The organism is Methylobacterium brachiatum, assembly GCF_900113845.1.
GTDB classification, from domain to species: Bacteria; Pseudomonadota; Alphaproteobacteria; order Rhizobiales; family Beijerinckiaceae; genus Methylobacterium; species Methylobacterium brachiatum.
This window is the reverse complement of record NZ_FOQW01000024.1, coordinates 1-18,622: the sequence shown is the minus strand read 5'-3', so window position 1 is coordinate 18,622 and position 18,622 is coordinate 1. Positions and strand designations below refer to the sequence as shown.

Genomic DNA, 18,622 nt, shown 5'->3' with positions numbered 1-18,622 from the left:
ACCCGCTCAGGTCCAGTACAGCACCCGCGCTGCCGGCAGATCGCGGGCCAGGCGATCGGTGAGATGCGCCCGCATCGCCTGCATCAGCGGCTTCGGGAAGACGTGCTTGACCGTGCCGAACTTGGTGCGCTTCTCGACCCGGTCGGCCTCTTCGAGCGGAAGGTCCGAGCCCGGATACCAGCCGCGCAGGACCGTCTTCGAGATGGGCGTGAACCGGTGGGTGATGAGTTCCACGGTCAGGTCCAGATCGGGGATCCCGGCGAGCGCGTCGGCGGCGTCGCGGATCAGGCCGGCATAGGCCGCTTCCCAACCCGCCACCGGGATGATCGGCGCGATGGTCAGGCCTACCGGATAACCGGCCCGCGCCATGGCGCCCATCGCGGCGAGCCGCGCGTCGAGGGGGTCGGTGCCGCCCTCGTAGCGCGAAGCGGGACGGGCATTGACCGAGAAGCGGATGCGCGTGCGCCGGTTGTGCGGCAGGTCGAGGAGCGGCGCGACGGCGGCGAATTTCGTCGTGAAGCGCAGCTGCACCGGCGCGTCCCAGGCGCCGAAATGCCGGATCGCCGCCGAGAGCGAGCCGGTGAGGTGCTCGATGCCCAGCGGATCCGTGTAGCAGGATGCCTCGAAAGTCGTGCCCTCCTGCGCGCGCTCGGCCGAGACCGAGGTGACGGCGCCCTGGCCGGCATAGGCGGCGAGATTATCGAGGATCGCGTCGAGATTGGCGTAGGCGCGGGTCACCGGCGACCCCTGCAGCGAGCCGGCGAGGTAGCAATACTGGCAATGGGCCGGGCAGCCTTCCGCGAGGTCGAAACGCCAATCGGCCGAGGGCGGGATCGGCTGGAGCCTCAGCTTGGTCGGCGGCGCCACCGTGATGGCGAGCGTCGCCTTGGCCGCGATGTAGGCTTGGCGCGGATCGGCGTCGCGCAGGCCGGTGAGGCGGTTGGCCGAGAGCCGTTCCACCAGCAACCCCATCGCCTCGGCCCGGGCCACCATGGCCCGGCCATGGGCGAAATCCAGCGCCGCCGGGGTCACCAGCACCCGGCGCGGGCGCCAGAGCCGGGCCGGACGGGGGCGGTGGTCCGGATCGGGCCGTTCGGCCGGCGGGGCGGGCATCAGGGCTGAGGACGACGACATGCTTGTCGAACGCGTGCCCTCCGCGCCGGGTCCGGCCCAGGCGCCCCGGCCCGGTGCGGCGGAAGCGCTCGCCGCCGTGGCGGAGGCAGGCGCGGTGGGGCTCAAGCGCACGCGAGGCGCGGAGCCGTTCCCGATTGCAAGCCGGTCCGGAACGGCTCTAAAGCACGGCCATGGCTGCAGGCAGGGAGAGCGTACATGTCGGCCGCGACGGATGGCTGTTCCTCACCGGCGGCAGCAACCGGGTCATGGATCGCTACCGGGGCGGCCTGCGGCACTGGCTGCTGCTGCGCGGCTGGACGCGGCTGATCGCGGCCCGGGCCCGGCGGGCCGAAAGCCTCGGGATCCGCTGCCTGCACGTGATCGTGCCGGAAAAGCTCTCGGTCTACGACGACAAGGTCGAAGGGCTGCGCTACGACCCGGCCAAGGCCTCGACCCGGCGCCTGGCCCGGCGCCTCGCGCGGCACCCCGCCTATCTCGACCTGCTGGCCCCGCTCCGGGCGGGGCGCGACGGCCCGGTGCCGCTCTACCTGCGCACCGACACCCATTGGACTATCCAGGGCTGCCTGCTGGCCTATCGCGAGATCATGCGCGCCCTCGGGGCCATCCCGCCGGCCGATATCGGGGCGCGGCCGCAGGTCGTCTCGGAGGAGGTCATGGATCTCGGCGAGAAGCTTCGCGAGAAGCCCCGGGAACGGCTGGACCGCTTCATGCTGCAGCGCGACGCGAAGCGCGTCGAGGTCGGTCCGATGCTCGCCGCCTACGAGGCGCAGGGGCGGGACCGGGAGGCCCATGTCGGCGCCCATGTCGTCTACCGGAACGAGGCGGACGGCGCCGATCCGCGCCGGCTCGTCCTGTTCGGCGATTCCTGCGCGCATTTCGACCCGTTCCTGCTGACCGGGCTCCTCGCCGAAAGCTTCCGCGAGGTGCACTTCGTCTGGTCGGCGAACCTGGACTGGGCCTATATCGAGCGCGTGCGCCCGGACATCCTGCTGTTCGAGCTGGCCGAGCGCTTCCTGGCCCGGCTGCCGAAGGACGATTTCGACGTCGCGGTGGCGGGCCAGCGCGGGACCGGCGGGCGCCTCGCGCAGGTCAACGGCGAGACGGTCGCCCCGGCTCAGTAGATCGCCGGATCCAGCCGTGCGAAATCCGTGACGCTCGCCGCCTGATATTTGGCGAACGTCTCCGGCGCGCAGGCGATGCCGATCATCAGCAGGAGCAGGGTCGCGAGGCAGGCCAGCGTCGCCGTGACCAGGTCCGCGTGCCGCCGAAGGGTGTGGATGATCAGGCACCCCAGGGTGAACAGGGCCGCCTCGGCGACGGGCACCAGCACGAACGACATCTCTCAGCTCCATCCAGTCTCCCGCCGGGCCGGGGTCGCTGCGGACGCGCAGCGGCGGGCGGGTGACCGGAAGATGGTCGATTATGTTGCACTGCAACAGAAGCGCGGGCGCAAGCCTGCATTGCGCACAACTCGTAAGCGGGCCGGAACCGAGCCCAAGGACGGGGCGCACCCCTTCCCGCGCGCGGCCGGGCTCCCATCTCGCCACGATCCTCTCCTGGAACGGAACATCACCATGGGCCTCCTCGTCGACGGCGTCTGGCGCGACCAATGGTACGACACCGCCTCGACCGGCGGGCGATTCGAGCGCAAGGCCTCGTCCTTTCGCAATTGGGTGACCGCGGACGGCGCGCCGGGCCCGTCGGGGGAGGGCGGCTTCAAGGCGGAGCCGGGGCGCTACCACCTCTACGTCTCGTTGGCCTGCCCCTGGGCCCACCGGACCCTGATCGGGCGCGCCCTGAAGGGATTGGCGGAGGCGATCACCGTCTCGGTGGTCGATCCGCATATGGGCTCCGAGGGCTGGGTGTTCGGGGACACGCCCGGGGCGACGCCGGACCCGATCCACCACGCCAGCCGTCTCTACGAAGTCTACCGGGCAGCTGACCCGTCCTATACCGGCCGGGTCACCGTGCCGGTGCTGTGGGACCGGGAGCGCGCCACCATCGTATCGAACGAATCCGCCGAGATCCTGCGGATGCTGAACGGCGCCTTCGGGGGCACCGGCCCGGACCTGTACCCCGAGGACCTGCGCGCCGAGATCGATGCGATCAACGAGCGCGTCTACGACCGGGTCAACAACGGCGTCTACAAGGCCGGCTTCGCCACCGCGCAGGATGCCTACGCCGCCGCCTTCGAGGCGCTGTTCGCCGAACTCGATGCGCTCGAGGAACGCCTCGACCGCGGCCGCTATCTCTGCGGCGACAGGCTGACCGAGGCCGATATCCGGCTGTTCACCACGCTGGTGCGGTTCGATGCGGTCTATGTCGGGCACTTCAAGTGCAACCGCCGCCGGATCGCCGATTATCCGAACCTGTCGAACTACCTGCGCGACCTCTACGCGCTGCCCGGCGTGGCCCCGACCGTGAACCTCACGCACATCAAGCGTCACTATTACGAGAGCCACCCGACCATCAATCCGACCCGGATCGTGCCGCTGGGGCCGGATCTCGACTTTTCCGCGCCCAACGACCGCGCCCTGCGGTTCGGCTAGGGTGCCGTCCGCTCCGGACCGATCGGCGCGCCTCCCTCGACAGTCCGCCCCAGACGCCTAGTTCGACGGAAAACGAAGGAGACCCGGCCCGCCATGACCATACGCCTGCGCCTCGCGCTGCTCTGCGCCCTGTTCACCGTGCCGAGCGCGGCGCATGCCCAGGCGGCGCTCCGGCTGGAGGGGACCTGCGAGAAGCTGGTCGTCGACGGGCGCGATCTCACCGCCACCTGCAGCACCGTGCTGGTCAACGCGGTCAGCCGCAACCGGACGAGCTTCGACTTCAGCGCCGCGGACGGCCAGACGCTGAGCTTCAGCGGCAACGGCGCCCAGCAGGAGGCCACCGAGGAGACCGACCCGCTGCAGCCGATCAACCTCGTGATGGTCGGCAAGGACGGCGCCCCGACCCTGGCGATCGGCGCCTGCCGGTTCTCCACGCCGGAGCCCGGCCGCACCGCGATCACCTGCGAGGCCAGCACCGCGGATGGCCATGCCTATGCGGGGACCTTCGTGACCGCCGCCAAACCTGCGGAGAAGGCGGCCCCGGGGGCACCGGCACGGTGAGTTTGGGCTGGTCAGACACGGTCCGAAGCCCCATCTAAGGCGCTCCACGTAAAAAGTTCCGAAGCCAGGCCAATGCTGAATGACACCCTCGCCGGCGGCGCCGCCCCGGGCGGCGACGCCGATGCCCTGATCAAGGACACGACCACCGCGGGCTTCCGTCAGGATGTCATCGCCGAGTCGATGCACCGGCCGGTCCTGGTCGATTTCTGGGCGCCGTGGTGCGGCCCCTGCAAGCAGCTCACCCCTGTCCTGGAGAAGGTGGTCAAGGCGGCCAAGGGCGCGGTCGCCCTGGTCAAGATGAACATCGACGACCATCCCTCGATCGCCGGCCAGCTCGGCATCCAGTCGATCCCCGCCGTGATCGTCTTCCAGAAGGGCCAGCCGGTCGACGGCTTCATGGGCGCGGTGCCCGAGAGCCAGATCAAGGAGCTGATCGATCGCGTCGCCGGCCCGGCCCAGGATCCGGTCGAGGCGGCGCTCGCCGATGCCGCCGCCCTGATCGAGGAGGGCGACCTCGCGGGCGCCTCCGAGATCTACGCGGCCGTGCTCGAGCAGCAGCCCGACAACGTGACGGCGCTCGCCGGACTGGCGAAGATGCAGCTCGATGCCGGCGAGATCGAGAACGCCAAGCGCGTGCTGGCCATGGTGCCGGAGGCCAAAGCCGCCGACCCGGCGCTCGCAGGCATCCGCGCCGCCCTCGAGCTCGCCGAGCAGGCGGCCTCCCTCGGCGACCTGTCGGGCCTGCAGCGGGAGGTCGAGGCCAACCCGAACGCGCATCAGGCGCGGTTCGACCTCGCCCTGGGCCTCGCGGCCGCCGGCGAACGCAGTCAAGCGGTCGATCACCTGATCGAGCTGCGTAAGCGCGACAAGGATTGGAACGACGACGCGGCGCGCAAGCAGCTGCTGCAGTTCTTCGAGGCGTGGGGCGTGATGGATCCCGACACGATCCGGGGACGGCGCAAGCTCTCGGCGCTCCTGTTCTCGTGATGCGTCAGCTCGCCCTGGGGCGGAGCTTCCGGCCCAGCTTTAGGCCCATCCGGGAGGCGCCATGAGCACCCATGCGAGCTACAAGGGCCCGGCGGATTGCCCCGCCGTCATCCCGGTCTTTCCGCTGCCCGGCGCCTTGCTGCTGCCGCGCGGCCAGATGCCCCTCAACATCTTCGAGCCGCGCTACCTGTCGATGATCGACGACGCGATGCGCACGGACCGGATCATCGGGATGATCCAGCCCGATCCGGAAGGGTCGGGCGCGGCGAACCCGAAGCTCTACCGGGTCGGCTGCGCCGGACGGATCACGCAATATGCCGAGACCGGCGACGGCCGGTATCTGGTCTCCCTGACCGGGGTCAGCCGCTTCCGGGTCGAAAGCGAGCTCGCCTCGACCAGCGCCTACCGCCGCTGCCACGTCTCCTACGACGCGTTCGCGGTGGACTTCGAGCCCCGGGCGGGCGAGGAACAGGTGGACCGCGACGGCGTGCTCAAGGCGCTGCGCGACTTCGTGGAATCGAACGATCTGAAGGTGGATTGGGCCGGGATCGACGAGGCGCCCGACGAGGCGCTGGTCAACGCCCTCTGCATGATGAGCCCGTTCGGCGTCCGCGAGAAGCAGGCGATGCTGGAGGCGCCCGACCTCAAGACGAGGGCGGAGATCCTGATCGCGGTCACGCAGATGGAACTGGTTCGCGGCTCCGGGCCCGAGCCGACGATGCAATAGGTTCGCACGACCGATGACCAACGACCTGACACAGACCGTCGAGGCGACGCGCGTGGATCCCAAGCTCCTGGAAATCCTGGTCTGCCCGCTGACCAAGGGCACCCTGGAATACGATTCCGCCCGGCAGGAGCTGATCAGCCGCTCCGCCAAGCTCGCCTACCCGATCCGCGACGGCATCCCGATCATGCTGCCGGAAGAGGCGCGCCCGCTGACGGATTGAGAGGCCGAGGGGGTCGCGCGAGGTCGAAAGGCGGCCTTCAAACGCTTGCGGTAGGGGCACCCGGCTTCGCACGACAGTTTTCGCATCGCCCCTAGAGCGCCGACACAAAGCCCGCTCCAACGTTGGCGCGCGTGTCCTTCCCCCGCAAAGGGGGAGGGCGCGGCGCATGGGCCCGGCGGCCATGCTCATCCAGCGACGATCCGAATACGATCTTCGAGCGAACGCCCGCCCGATCCGCCAACACCGCCAAGCAATCGCAAAACGCAGCGTGGCTATTCCCGTCTCAGTCGCGCGCGGATCCTGATCTCATCGCGAAAAGTGCGCGGCCATACTCTTGCCGCTTCCTGCGTTCAGCATGGAGTCATCCTCCATCGACGAGTGTGACCCGGCGCGCCATCACGGGCGGCGCGCGCTTTGCTGAAAGAGATTCCCGCATGATCAAGCTGGTCGCCGCCGCGGCGCTCGCCGCCGGCCTGTCCTCCGCCATGTCGCTGTCGGCGCATGCCGAGCCGGGCGCCAATAACGGGACGTGGTCGGTGGAGCTCGTGACGGAGAGCGGCCTGTGCAGCGCCCGCTACTCCTACGCGCTGGCGATCCGCCAGGGTCAGGTCCAGCTGGTCTCGGGCGAGGCGGGCGCCCGGGTGAGCGGCCATGTTGGTGCCGACGGCAGCGTCGGGCTCGCCGTCAGCAACGGAACGGCGAGCGGGACCGGGACCGGGCGGCTCCAGGCCGGCACCGGCTCGGGCACCTGGAAGGTCGCCTCCCTGTGCTCCGGCCGCTGGACGGCGCGGCGCAGGAACGACCGCACCGCGCAGGCCGATTGAGCGGCGCCTCAGGCGGCGCCGGCGAGCCAGGTCCGCGCCTCGGCGAGGCGGGCGCGCTCGAACACCTTGATCTGGGTCGGCGAGACGAAGTTGAAGGTCTCGGCCAGCGCCTTCAGCCAGGGCGCGTCGGTCACCAGGGCGACGTGGCTGACGCTCTTCATCATCGAGATGCCGAAGCGGGGATCCTTGAAGAAGGCCGCCGGCTCCATGCCCTCGAAGGCGCGGATATCCTCGAGCAGCTTGAGCTTGCCGCCCTTGTCGAGGTCCGCCTTCATGGCGGTCATGGCGGCGTTCATCTCCTCGTCGGAGATCTTGCCGTCGACCACGATCTCGGCGACGTTCGAATCCGGCGTCTTGGTATAGGTCAGCACTGATCGCTCCTCCGGGAACCGCACGCGTCCCGCCGCCGGTCTCCGGCCGCGGGTCCGCCGCCCGTGCCCCAGTGTCTTACAAAAAGCTCTGCGGGTCGACATCGATCGCGACCTTGACGTTGCCGCGCACCTTCGGGCCGCGGGCGATCCAGGCGCGCAGATAGGCCTGCATGTCGACGTTGCGCTCGGTCTTCACCAGCAGCCGGAACCGGTAGCGGCCCCGGACCAGGGCCAGGGGCGCCTCGGCGGGCCCCAGCACCATCACGCCCTCCGGCGGGTCGGCGGCCCGGGCGAGCGCCTGGCCGTGGGCCTCCGCGACCTCGCGCTCGGCGGCCGAGACGATCAGCGCGGCGAGCCGCCCGAACGGCGGCAGCCCGGCCGCCTCGCGGGCCTGGATCTCCTCCTGGTAGAAGCGCTCGGCATCCCCGGACAGCAGCGAGGCGATCACCGGATGCTCGGGCTGGTAGGTCTGGACCAGCGCCCGCCCGGGCTTGTCGCCCCGCCCGGCCCGGCCGGTGACCTGCTGGAGCAGCTGAAAGGTGCGCTCCGCCGCCCGGGGGTCGCCCGAGGTCAGGCCGATATCGGCATCCAGCACCCCGACCAGGGTCAGGCCCGGGAAGTTGTGGCCCTTGGCCACCAGCTGCGTGCCGATCACGAGATCGCATTCCCCGGCTGCCACCGCCTCCAGCTCCTGGCGCAGCCGGTCGGCGCCGCCGGGAAAGTCGCTCGACAGGACCACGATGCGGCGGTCGGGAAACAGCCCCGCGGCCTCCTCGGCGATCCGCTCGACACCGGGGCCGCAGGCCGTGAGGTTGTCGAAGGTGCCGCACTCGGTGCAGGCGTCGGGCCGCCGCTCGGTATAGCCGCATTGGTGGCAGACGAGCGCCCGCCGGAACCGGTGCTCCACGAGCCAGGTCGAGCAGTTCTTGCACTGATAGCGGTGGCCGCAGGCCCGGCACAGGGTGAGCGGCGCGTAGCCCCGCCGGTTGAGGAACAGCAGGGCCTGCTCGCCGCGCTCCAGGGTGTGCTTCACGGCGTTGACCAGCGGCGGGCTCAAGAAGCGCCCCCGCTCGGGCTGGTCCTTGCGCATGTCGATGGCGGCGATGTCGGGCAGGCGCCGGCCGCCGAAGCGCTCCGGCAGCAGGACGTGGCGGTAGCGGCCCCGCGCGGCGTTCACCCGCGTCTCGATCGAGGGCGTCGCCGAGGCCAGGACCGCCGGGCAGCCCTCCAGGCGCCCGCGCACCACCGCCATGTCGCGGGCGTGGTAGTGGACGCCGTCCTCCTGCTTGTAGGCGGCCTCGTGCTCCTCATCGACCACGATCAGGCCGAGGCGGGCAAAGGGCAGGAACAGGGCCGAGCGGGCGCCGACCACCACCAGCGCCTCGCCGGCCGCCACGGCCGCCCGCAGGCGCTCCCGCCGCTTGCCGCCGACGCCGGAATGCCAGGCCGCCGGGCGGACTCCGAAGCGCTGGGCGAAGCGGTCGAGGAACTGCGCCGTCAGGGCGATCTCGGGCATCAGGATCAGCGCCTGCCGCCCGGTGCGGATGCAGGCCGCCACCGCCTCGAAATAGACCTCGGTCTTGCCCGATCCGGTGACGCCCTCGAGCAGGATCGGCCGGTTGTCGGCGGCCTCGGCCTCGGGATGCAGCCAGGGGAACGGCTCGACCAGTTCGGTCACCGCCTCGGCCTGGGCCGGCGAGAGCGGTGTCCGCGGGAAATCGGGGTCGGGCGGCGGGGCGACCGGCTCGGGCTCGACCGCGACGGCCTCCAGGACGCCGTCGTCGATCAGGCCGTCCACCACCGAGAGCGAGACCCCGGCCTCCTTGGCGAGCGCGCTCTTGCCGCGCAACGCGCGGTCGGCCGCCGCGGCCAGGACCTTGGCCCGCGCCGCCGTCGGCCGGGTCGGCTGCTTGTCGGTGAGGCGTACCGCCACCCGGGCGGTCTCGGCGGCGGCGGCCTCGTCGGGCAGGCGCAGGACCATGGCGAGCGCCGAGCCCTTCGGGGCCAGGGTGTAGCGGGCGATCCAGTCGACCAGGCTGCGCAGGGGCTCGGAGAGCGGCGCGTAGGGCAGGCGGCCGGTGACCGGGCGGAGGTTCGAGCCGCCGGCGGTCTCGGCCAGGCCCCAGACCACGCCGACGATCTCGCGGGGGCCGAGCGGGACCTGCACCACGTCGCCGACCGAAAGGTCGAGGGTGCCGGGCACGACGTAGCTGTAGGGCGCATCGAGCGCCAGCGGGATTAGGATCTCGGCGACAAAGGGCATGCGGGGCGTATCGGGCGGGTCCGTTCCGGGTCCGTACCACAGGGCCGGGAAAAGAACCCGCGGCTTCAGCGGTCGCGCAGGCCCGGCACCAGGGGCAGGGCGGCGAGGCTGAGCGCCGCCATCACCCAGAAGGCCGAAGCGCCGAACGACCCGTAAAGCGCGCCGGAGGCCAGGGTGGCGAGCACGCCGGACAGGCCGAGCGCCACGGTGCCGTAGAGTGCCAGGGCGGTGGCCCGGAGCTCCGGGAGCGCGGTCGCCTCGATCAGGCCGAGGCAGGCGAGGTGCAGCAGCGCGAAGCTCAACCCGTGCAGGGCCTCCGCAGCGGCCAGAAGCGGGATCGCGGTCGTGGAGGCGAGCACCGTCCAGCGCAGGGCGCCGGCGCAGGCCGCGACCGCGATCCCGGCGGGCAGGCCGATCCGGGCCAGGAGCGGGGGACCGGCCAGCAGAAAGACCAGCACCTCGGCGGCCACCGATCCCGACCACAGCAATCCGGCGGTCCCGGCTCCGATCCCCGCGTCGCGCCACAGGATCATCGCGAAGGCATCGTGCAGCGCATGGGCGCCGATCACCAGCGACGCCGCGACGAGGATGCGACGAAAGCGCGCCGGCCGCAGCAACGCGGCGAAGTTTTCGCCGAGCCGCGGGCCGGTCTTCGCCGGACCGCCCCGGACCGGCAGGGCCAGGGCCGCCCCGGACGCCGCGATGAAGAGGAGGCCGCTCGCCACCAGGGCGGCGGCCAGGCCGTACGCGCCGATCAGCCAGCCGGCGGCGGCGGTGGCGGCTATGAAGGCGGCCGAGCCGGCGGCCCGGACCCAGCCGTACTGGAACACCGCGCCACCCCGGGCGGCGGCGAGCGCCAGCGCGTCGGCGAGCGGCGGCGGGGCGGCGGTCCCGGCGGCGTACAGGAGAGCCGGCCCGAGGAGCTGCCAGAAGCCCGCGCCGGGCAGGTGCGCCAAGACCGCGAGACCGGCCAGCGCGACGCTCGCGGCAAGGACGGGCCGGGCGGCCCGGCGCCGATCGGCGAAGGCCCCGGCCAGGGGGCCGACTCCGAGCCGCAGGGCACCGGCGGCGGCGAGGAGGGTGCCGATCTGGCCGGGGCTCAGGCCCCGCGCCGCCAGGAAGCCGGGCAGGATCGGCGACAGGAGGCCGTAGGCGCCGTAGAGGGCGGCGTACAGGACCAGGAAGCGGGTGAGACCGCCCCGCCACCCTTCGCTGCGCGCGCCCGGATCCATCGCGGCGCCGGATCAGGAGGCCGGCGGAGGGCAGGGGGGCATCGGGATCCGATCGGTCGGGCGGCGAAAGCTCAGACAAGCGTATTCGGATTGACGAATCAAATCACAAGGTCGGATGCATAACAGATCCGGCCGTCGCAGCCGCCAAGACGGGGGTCAGGCGCATGTATGCACCGAAGGTCATCCGGTCGCGGACCATCCGCCGGCATGACCTCAGCCCCGACCATGTCGGGGTGCTGATGACCGATATCCACGCCGAAGGCTCGATCCGATACACGTATCTGCTCGCGATCCTGCGGCGGGGTATCGACGCGCCGATCGCCTATGTCAGCTCGGAACCGAAACCGCGCCGACGCTATGTCCCGCCTGGATTCGAGGACAATACCGGCAGCCATTTCCTGTGCAGCTTCACGCCGTCCGGGCACATGAACTACGGCGCAAGCGACGGCTGGGGCGACGAGGCCACGTTCGAGGCGCGGGCGCTGGAGATGGCGAAAATTCTGATCTGACGCGGCGGCTTGCCCACACACCGCTCATCCCACAGCGCCCTGTCGTAAGGTGCCGCCGTGGCCTTGGGGGCGGGTTCCAGATGTCCCGGTGATCTCCGGAGGCCTCCGTTGCACTCCGCCGCCTCAGGATGAGGACGTATCTCGGAGGGAGCGTCGGATTGCGAGCCGCGTCCCCCTCACGAATGCCGGCGCACCGCGTAGCGGTAGCGGCGGCCTTCCGCGTCCAAAAGCTCGCTGTCCGAGCCCTCCTGCCAGACGACCTCGTCCTCCGGGCCCTTGGCGTTGGTGAGCGTCGCGCCGCGGACGATGTCGAGGCTCAAGCCGAAGCCGTAATTGGTCGCGGTGGCGTCCGTGATCGCGGCCGAGATGTCGGCGTCGTCGGGCAGGCAGGCGAACAGGACGCCGTCGGCGATGGCCAGGGTGTAGGTTTGCACGGATGGGCTCCGGAGATCGAGGCGAGTGGGGGCCGGCACGCGAGCGACCCAAGCTAGGAGGCCCATTCGGGAAGTGAAGCGCGTTCTCCGAAATGCTGCATTGCAACATGGGGAGAACGCGCTCCATCACAAGGTGTCGAGCCCCGGCCTCTCAGCGGGCCAGATGCGCGTCCAGGAACCGGGCCATCTCGCCGAAGACCTCCTTGGTCTCCGGCGCGTTCGGCGCGCCGAGATACTGGGCGTGCGACATCGCCTCGAACACCTGGAGATCCGCCTCGATCCCGGCCGCGCGCAACTTCCGGTGGGTGCGCACCGTGTTCGACAGGAACAGGTCGCGCGTCCCGCTGATCAGGATCGCGGGCGGCAGGCCGGCGAAGTCGCCGTTGATCGGCGAGAGCTGCGGATCCTTCAGGTCGCGCCCGGCCGCGTAGAGCTTGGCGGCGGGGGTCAGGTAGCCGGAATAGCTCACCAGCACGTTGTCGAGCCACTCGTTGGTCCGGTAGGTGTCGCCGGTCTCGGTCATGTCCGACCAGGGCGTGCCGAGGCCGATCGCGGCCGGCAGGGCCAGGCCCTCCTGCTTGGCGCGCAGCATCAGCGCCAGCGCCATGCCGCCGCCCGTCGAGGTGCCGAACACGCCCATGGTCTGGGGCTTCTGCAGGGCCAGCATCGCCTTCCAGACCGCGGTCGCGTCATCCATGGCGGCCGGGTAGGGGGCATCGGGCGGCATGCGGTAATCGACCGAGATCACCTTGTAGCCGCCGATCCCGGCCATCAGGATCGCCTCCAGGGTGCCGGCCTCGCCCGGATTGTAGACGTAGCCGCCGCCGTGGATGTGCAGCAGCAGCCGGTTGCGGTTGGCCTCCGGGATCGTCTTCGGCTGGACCACGAACACCTTCACGCCGCCGATCACCGTAGCCTCGCTGGTGACGCCGAGCTTGTCGCGGAGCGCCGGCAGGGTCGCGGCGCCGGCCGCCGCCAGCCGGTCGATCAGGGCCTTCCAACCGGCCGCATCCGGCGGGTTGGCGTTCCAGGCCGGCACCCGATAGGGCGCCGCGACGGCGTTGCGGAGCTCGGGGCTGATCGTCTCGGGCACGGGGATCACCCGGCCCGGCACCGTGCGGGGACCGGGCGCAGCATTGGCCGCCCCCATCTCGGCTTCCAGGCCCTTGAAATCGGCCCCAGGGGCCGCTTGCCCGAAGGCGGCGTGCGTGCCGAGTGCGATCATCAGCAGGGCGGAAAGGCTCAAGCGCATCGGGTTTCCTCCACCGAACAGCCCTTCGCGACGGCCCGTCATTGCGGGCGGGGGCGTTCGGCCGCCAGGGATACAGGGGTGCGGCCGGGATGGGACCTGTTTTTCGTCCCCCGTGTCGGGCGTCTCACGAACCCATTGCCGTCATTGCGAGCGCAGCGAAGCAACCCAGTGATGCGCAACGTTCTGAGATCGCGCGTTGCCCTGGGCTGCTGCGCTGCGCTCGCAATGACGGTGTGGGGGACAGCTCGCTCCCCCAAAAAGAATCACCCCGCCACCCGGGGCAGGGCGGCCGGGTGTTCCGGCTCGACCACCACGGTGGCGGGCACGGTTCCATCGCTGACCAGTGCGTCCGCGACGGCGTCGGGGGAGATCGTGGCCTCGGTGGCGGCCTCGCCCGGAGCTTTGGGCTCGGCGGTGATGCGGGCGGTCTCGCGGCGGGGGGCGGCTTCGGCGCCGGCATGCTCGTCGGCGACGCGGGCCACCGCCTCCGGGGTGATCAGCCCGATCCCGGCGGCGTGCTCGGCCATGGCGACGCTGTCGGCGGCCAGCACCAGGCTGGAACCGGACCGGGCGACCGCTCCGGCGAGCCGGACGATCTCCTCGACCCGGGCGGAATCGTTGGAGACGTTGCGGATATAGACCGCGAGCACCCGCCCGGGATGCTCCTCGACGATCTGGGCGTAGACCTCCGGGTCGTGCTGGCCGCTGTCGCCGATCAGCACGAAGGGCAGGTCGCGGTAGAGGGCCAGCATGTTGCGGATCAGCGCCTGCTTGTGGTCGGTGGCCCGGCGCGGCAGCGGGTGCGTCCAGGACAGGCCCCATTCCCGCAGGAACAGCACCGGCCCGACCGGGATGCCGTGCCGCTGGAAGAACTCGGACAGCATCTCGTAGAGGCCCCAGGGGGCCCGGGAGACGTAGAGCATCGGGTTGCCCTCGGCCCCGCCGGCGCCGTCGTGCAGGGCGCGGTACAGGGCGGCGACGCCCGGGAAGGCGACGCGGCTGTCGGCATCCTCCACGAACAGCCGCCAGAGCATCTTCAGCTTGTTGGCGACGCCGGTATGCATCACCGTGTCGTCGATATCGCTGATGACCACGCAGCGGCAGCCCTCGGGCGGGATGAACACCGCACCCTCGGCGGAGATCGGCGGCTCGTCCTCCAGGACCAGCTCCACCGTCTGCCAGGCCCCGGGGCGTCCGGGCAGGTCCCGCGGCTGCAGGCGGAGGCGGAAATAGCCGTCGCGGTCGGTCTCGGTCCGGGCCGCGTCCCCGCCGAACCGGGCCGTGATCGCGGCGCCCGCCACCGTGCGCCGGGCGATGCGGCGGCGCAGGTCCCGCCACTGCGCCCGCAGGGAATCCGGATCCTCCCCGGGAATGCCGGGGGATTGCCGGAACACGCGGCCGATCAGGAAGATCTCGTCGCGCGAGCCGTAGCCGCGATAGGGCTCGACCACGAGCCCGCCCGGGCCCGTGCCACCATGCCCCTGAGCCCGGCGGACCGGGCGGGTGAGGACCCGCACCGCCTTGTTGACGGCTCGGCGAACCCGGGAAGCCATGCCGCCGGTCTCCGGTTCGGGGTCAGGCCTGCGGCAATTCGGGGCTGAGCCCCATCGCGTCGAGGCCCTCCTCCAGCAGGTCGCCGGCATCCGGCGCGCTCAGCAGCTCCTTCACGGCGCCCTCGCCGACGGATTCGCGCTCCCGGGCGAAGCGCACCGCCTCGCCCCACTCCTCCGGCTCCATGTCGCCGCGGCCGATATAGAACAGCGCCAGGAGCTCGGCCCGGGCGTCGTCGTCCAGCCCGGCGATGGCGCCGCGCACCTCGGATTCCGTGGCGTCGTCGGTGCCCGAGATAAGGACGTCGGTGGAGCCGTCGTCGATCGGGTTCGAGCCGGAATCCGGATCGGTGTTGCCTTCCTTCACCTCGATGGCGCGCAGCCGCAGAACGATGTCGGTGACGGTCTCGACGGCGATATCCATGCGTTGGTCTCCGGACGCTGACTGGGTCGGGCGTTTCGCCCCCTCAAGCCGCGACAACGGGCGAGCGGGCGCCGGGTTCGCCTCGCCGAACGCGGCGGTGGCGCGGGCGCGCCGAACATGCGTGGTCCGCGCCACTTCCCGGTGGCTGGACCATCGGCTAGAGGCTGCCGAACATTCCGAACAACCGGATCGACAGCGGCGATAGACGTGACATCTTTGAACGCCGCCGTGACGATATCTGCCGATAGCGTCGAACTGCAGTCTAACAGAACCGACACGCCCCGGCGCCCTGCGGCCCGGGCCGCGGCCGTGCTGGCGGCCTCCGCCCTCGCGCTCGGCCTAGCCGGGGCTCCGGTCGAGGCCCGGCCCGCCGGCGCCGAGACCAGCGCGCCGAGCTGCTACGTCACCGGCGGGGGCGGCCTGGAGATCTGCCGCGACGGCGCCGAGGCCGAGGGCGTGCTGATCGCGCCGGCGCCCTGCGCGTTCGTGCGCGGCGTCCAGATCCTGCGGCTGCCGCGGGCGGAAGCGCCGGGACCGCTGCAGATGATCTTCCAGGGCCAGAGCCCGCTGCCGTCGCGCCGACGGGACGAGCCCTGCCCGGAGCGGCGCGCCACCGACAGCCGCGACGGCGGCTCGCTGCGCACCGGCCGCAGCCCGGAGGCGCTGGCCACGACGCTGCCGCCCTCGGCCGACCGGTTCTGGGTCGATCTCCCGGAGGAGCGTGCGGCCAGGCGCGGCTCGTCCGAGCCGGCCCCCGCCCTCGAGGGTATCGGCCCCCGCGACCCGATCGCGGTCTCAGGCCGCGACTGGGCCGGGGAAGCCTACAGCTACGTCTTCCTGCTCGGCCAGGAGCGCGTCGGCGGCAATACCGATCAGGACGAGGAGCCCGCCGGGCGGCGGCGCGGCCGCCGGGCCGAGCGGGACGAGCCGGCGGCGCAGCCGGCCGACATCCGGCGCCGGGTGCAGATCGCAGCCCGGACCCTCGACTTCCAGACCTTCGAGATCCGCACCCGCACCCCGGACGGCTACGGGCTCGCCTGGACGCCGTTCGTGCCCGGCGGCCGGGGCACGCCGCCGACCCCGGCCCCGGTGGCCGACGAGGCCGGCAAGCCGATCGCCTCCGCCTGCCCGGCCCCGGCCTTCGAGACCCACGGGCTGTCCGGCTCGATCAGCATCGTCGACCGCACGTATCACTACGTCTACACCGACGTCCTGCCCGAGGATTGCGGCCTCGCCCCCGAGAAGCGGCGCACCGCGCTCTACCTGCGCACCGCGAAGGACCTCTCGGCCGCGAAGGTCTGGTCCGCGGCGAGGAAACTCGCCGGGCCGCTGCCGCCGGGGAGCGTCGTCCGGGTGGCGCGGGCCAAGGGCATGCAGCGCTGGGCGGTGTCCTATACCTGCCAGCGCCCGGCCAACGCCCCGGGCGGCCCGGTGGCCGATATCTGCCTGCAATACACGCCGGACCTCAACCTCGACGGGATCGGGGCGCTCACCCTCTACGCCGACCCGGTGGAGGCCGGCCGCTCGCCGTCCTATCTCGGGCTGCGCTCGGGGGGCGACGGCAGCGGCCGCTTCGACCGGAGCGCGCATTTCTGGATGACCGACGCGCAGGGCAACCTCGACACTCCGGCGGTCTATCCGGGCAAGGCCGGGTTCCTGACCTGGCTCGACCGGCTCGCCCCCTCGGCGGCCGGGCGGGACGCCTCGACCCTCTACGGAAGGCCGGTCTACTGGGCGACGTGGACGGTGCGTCGGATCGGCGCGCAATAACCGGCGCGAGGCGCTATATGGGCGGCCTCCCCGCCGCACGAGTCGTGCCTCTTGGAAACGATGGACACCCATATCGACCTGTGGTTCGCCGCGAGCATCGTGGTGATCTCACTGCTGCTCTCGGCCTTCTTCGCGGGCGCCGAGACCGCCTTCACCGCCGCCTCCCGGGCGCGGATGCACGCCCTCGAACAGGCGGGCGACCCGCGCGCGGCGATCGTCAACCGGATCCTGGCGATCCGCGAGCGCTTCATCGGCGCGATGCTGATCGGCTACAACATCGTGGCGATCGGCGCCTCGGCATTCACCACCAGCGTGCTCACCGCCCTGTTCGGCAAGAACGGCGTGATCTACGCGACCGTCGGCATGTCGGTGCTGGTCATCGTCTTCGCCGAGGTGCTGCCGAAGACGCTCGCCATCTCCAAGCCCGACAAGGCGGCTCTGCTGATGGCCCGGCCGGTGGCCTTCGCGGTCGCCATCATGGGCCCGGCGGCGATCTCCATCGAGCATCTCGTGCGGCTGATGCTGAAGCCGTTCGGCATCACCATCGGCGAGCACCAGTCGATCCTCACCGCCTCCGAGGAGCTGCGCGGGCAGGTGGCGCTGATGCACCGGGAGGGCGGCGTCGCCAAGGCCGAGCGCGACATGCTCGGCGGCCTGCTCGACCTGTCGAACCTGTCGGTCTCGGACGTGATGGTCCACCGCACCAAGATGCGGGCGATCGACGCCGACCAGCCGTCCGAGGACATCGTCCGGGCGGTGCTGGCCTCGCCCTATACCCGCATGCCCCTGTGGCGCGGGACCCCTGAGAACATCGTCGGCGTGCTCCACGCCAAGGACCTGCTGCGGGCGCTCGACGCCGCCGGCGGGGACGCCTCGGGGCTGAAGGTCGAGGCCCTGGCGCTGGAGACCTGGTTCGTGCCGGGCACGACCTCGCTGCGCGCCCAGCTCAAGGCGTTCCTCACCAAGAAGACCCATTTCGCCCTGGTGGTCGACGAGTACGGCGAGGTGATGGGCCTCGTGACCCTGGAGGACATCCTCGAGGAGATCGTCGGCGAGATCGCGGACGAGCACGACGTCACCGTCTCGGGCGTGCGCCCGCAGGGCGACGGCTCGGTCAATGTCGACGGCGGCGTGCCGATCCGCGACCTCAACCGTGCCATGGACTGGAACCTGCCCGACGACGAGGCCACCACCATCGCGGGCCTCGTCATCCACGAGGCCCGGACCATCCCCGACCAGGGCACGGCCTTCAACTTCCACGGCTTCCGCTTCCAGGTGATCCGCAAGGCCAAGAACCGGATCACCACCCTGCGGATCACGCCGCTGACCGCGACGGGCATCCAGACCACCGCGCAGGTGGAGGCGCAGCGCGACCCGGTGTGAGGTGGCGACGGTCGAAACCGGTTTCGATCGTGGTCTTTCCCAGGCCAACACGCGCTTTCCCTCCCCCCTCTGCGGGGGAGGGTGGCCCCCGAAGGGGGTCGGGAGAGCGACTGTCTGTCGGGTCAAGGGGCGATTGCGAGGTCGCGTCGGATATCGCGGGCCTTTGCGTTGAGGCGCACGAGCAGCTTGCGGGCGAGCGCGACGCGGATGAGCTTTTTGGGCTTTCCGGCCTGGCTCAACCGATGGTGGAGGTCGGCGAAGTCAGGCTCGTACCGGCGCACGATCTCGGCGACGACGAACAGGACGCCGCGCACGCCCGCGCGGCCGCCGCGCACCGGGCGCTTGCCGGCGCGCCGGCCGCTGTCGTTGGCGATGGGCGCCAGCCCGGCGAGCTTGGCCACGGCCTTGTTGGACAGGGTGCCGATCTCGGGC

General features: G+C 71.4%; 20 protein-coding genes. 10 read left to right on the top strand and 10 right to left on the bottom strand.

Going from position 1 to position 18,622, the window contains the following annotated elements; translation table 11 throughout:
- Positions 1-6 precede the first annotated feature (6 nt).
- Entirely contained in the window at positions 7-1,113 is a 1,107-nt protein-coding gene (locus BMZ47_RS24650; RefSeq protein ID WP_091864694.1) for an SPL family radical SAM protein, read from the bottom strand.
- A gap of 191 nt (positions 1,114-1,304) precedes the next feature.
- Here BMZ47_RS24650 and BMZ47_RS24645 point away from each other — a divergent pair, with 191 nt between their 5' ends.
- On the top strand, positions 1,305-2,255 hold the full coding sequence (locus BMZ47_RS24645; protein ID WP_091864692.1) for an alginate O-acetyltransferase AlgX-related protein: 951 nt from the start codon (positions 1,305-1,307) through the stop codon (positions 2,253-2,255).
- On the opposite strand, the gene BMZ47_RS24640 is transcribed toward BMZ47_RS24645, so the two are convergent.
- Positions 2,249-2,473, bottom strand: a complete 225-nt coding sequence (locus BMZ47_RS24640; protein ID WP_091864689.1) for a hypothetical protein — start codon at positions 2,471-2,473, stop codon at positions 2,249-2,251. The genes BMZ47_RS24645 and BMZ47_RS24640 overlap by 7 nt on opposite strands.
- A 235-nt stretch (positions 2,474-2,708) precedes the next feature.
- Between BMZ47_RS24640 and BMZ47_RS24635 the strand changes: the two genes are divergently transcribed.
- From BMZ47_RS24635 to BMZ47_RS24610, 6 genes are all read left to right on the top strand, one after another.
- Positions 2,709-3,683, top strand: coding sequence for a glutathione S-transferase family protein (locus tag BMZ47_RS24635; RefSeq protein WP_091864687.1), 975 nt, complete (start codon positions 2,709-2,711; stop codon positions 3,681-3,683).
- Between the two features lie 93 nt (positions 3,684-3,776).
- Positions 3,777-4,244, top strand: coding sequence for a hypothetical protein (locus tag BMZ47_RS24630; RefSeq protein WP_007564715.1), 468 nt, complete (start codon positions 3,777-3,779; stop codon positions 4,242-4,244).
- A 72-nt stretch (positions 4,245-4,316) separates the two neighbouring features.
- Complete coding sequence (gene trxA / locus BMZ47_RS24625; RefSeq protein ID WP_091864685.1) at positions 4,317-5,231, top strand: thioredoxin; 915 nt, start codon at positions 4,317-4,319, stop codon at positions 5,229-5,231.
- A 61-nt stretch (positions 5,232-5,292) separates the two neighbouring features.
- Positions 5,293-5,958: an LON peptidase substrate-binding domain-containing protein gene (locus BMZ47_RS24620; protein ID WP_007564717.1), complete on the top strand. Its 666-nt coding sequence runs from the start codon at positions 5,293-5,295 to the stop codon at positions 5,956-5,958.
- 13 nt (positions 5,959-5,971) lie between these two features.
- A complete protein-coding gene (locus BMZ47_RS24615) occupies positions 5,972-6,178 on the top strand; it encodes a Trm112 family protein (RefSeq protein ID WP_007564718.1) in 207 nt (68 codons plus the stop codon).
- Positions 6,179-6,612: 434 nt separating this feature from the next.
- On the top strand, positions 6,613-7,002 hold the full coding sequence (locus BMZ47_RS24610; protein WP_091864682.1) for a hypothetical protein: 390 nt from the start codon (positions 6,613-6,615) through the stop codon (positions 7,000-7,002).
- 8 nt (positions 7,003-7,010) lie between these two features.
- Here the strand turns inward: BMZ47_RS24610 and BMZ47_RS24605 are convergent, their stop codons facing one another.
- The 3 genes from BMZ47_RS24605 to BMZ47_RS24595 form a co-directional block, all read right to left on the bottom strand.
- A complete protein-coding gene (locus tag BMZ47_RS24605) occupies positions 7,011-7,373 on the bottom strand; it encodes a SpoIIAA family protein (RefSeq protein ID WP_007564720.1) in 363 nt (120 codons plus the stop codon).
- 76 nt (positions 7,374-7,449) lie between these two features.
- Positions 7,450-9,636 (bottom strand): primosomal protein N', encoded by a 2,187-nt coding sequence (locus tag BMZ47_RS24600; protein WP_091864680.1) that lies wholly within the window; start codon positions 9,634-9,636, stop codon positions 7,450-7,452.
- Between the two features lie 65 nt (positions 9,637-9,701).
- Entirely contained in the window at positions 9,702-10,868 is a 1,167-nt protein-coding gene (locus tag BMZ47_RS24595) for an MFS transporter (RefSeq protein WP_091864677.1), read from the bottom strand.
- A 233-nt stretch (positions 10,869-11,101) separates the two neighbouring features.
- Between BMZ47_RS24595 and BMZ47_RS24590 the strand changes: the two genes are divergently transcribed.
- Entirely contained in the window at positions 11,102-11,377 is a 276-nt protein-coding gene (locus BMZ47_RS24590) for a hypothetical protein (RefSeq protein ID WP_139221057.1), read from the top strand.
- 176 nt (positions 11,378-11,553) lie between these two features.
- Here BMZ47_RS24590 and BMZ47_RS24585 read toward each other — a convergent pair whose 3' ends face one another.
- The 4 genes from BMZ47_RS24585 to BMZ47_RS24570 all read right to left on the bottom strand — a co-directional run bounded on the left by BMZ47_RS24585 (position 11,554) and on the right by BMZ47_RS24570 (position 15,037).
- Positions 11,554-11,811, bottom strand: a complete 258-nt coding sequence (locus BMZ47_RS24585) for a hypothetical protein (RefSeq protein ID WP_091864673.1) — start codon at positions 11,809-11,811, stop codon at positions 11,554-11,556.
- A 151-nt stretch (positions 11,812-11,962) separates the two neighbouring features.
- Positions 11,963-13,063, bottom strand: a complete 1,101-nt coding sequence (locus tag BMZ47_RS24580; RefSeq protein WP_091864671.1) for an alpha/beta hydrolase — start codon at positions 13,061-13,063, stop codon at positions 11,963-11,965.
- Positions 13,064-13,326: 263 nt separating this feature from the next.
- Positions 13,327-14,616 carry an App1 family protein phosphatidate phosphatase gene (locus BMZ47_RS24575; RefSeq protein ID WP_091864669.1) on the bottom strand — a complete coding sequence of 430 codons (1,290 nt, stop codon included), beginning with the start codon at positions 14,614-14,616 and terminating at the stop codon, positions 13,327-13,329.
- A 22-nt stretch (positions 14,617-14,638) separates the two neighbouring features.
- Positions 14,639-15,037, bottom strand: coding sequence for a DUF3775 domain-containing protein (locus tag BMZ47_RS24570; protein WP_007564729.1), 399 nt, complete (start codon positions 15,035-15,037; stop codon positions 14,639-14,641).
- A 207-nt stretch (positions 15,038-15,244) separates the two neighbouring features.
- Between BMZ47_RS24570 and BMZ47_RS24565 the strand changes: the two genes are divergently transcribed.
- Positions 15,245-16,807, top strand: coding sequence for a hypothetical protein (locus BMZ47_RS24565; RefSeq protein WP_091864667.1), 1,563 nt, complete (start codon positions 15,245-15,247; stop codon positions 16,805-16,807).
- Positions 16,808-16,867: 60 nt separating this feature from the next.
- Positions 16,868-18,190 (top strand): HlyC/CorC family transporter, encoded by a 1,323-nt coding sequence (locus BMZ47_RS24560; RefSeq protein ID WP_007564732.1) that lies wholly within the window; start codon positions 16,868-16,870, stop codon positions 18,188-18,190.
- A gap of 122 nt (positions 18,191-18,312) precedes the next feature.
- Here BMZ47_RS24560 and BMZ47_RS24555 read toward each other — a convergent pair.
- On the bottom strand, positions 18,313-18,622 hold a 310-nt coding region (locus BMZ47_RS24555), incomplete at its 5' end, for a transposase (RefSeq protein ID WP_139220945.1).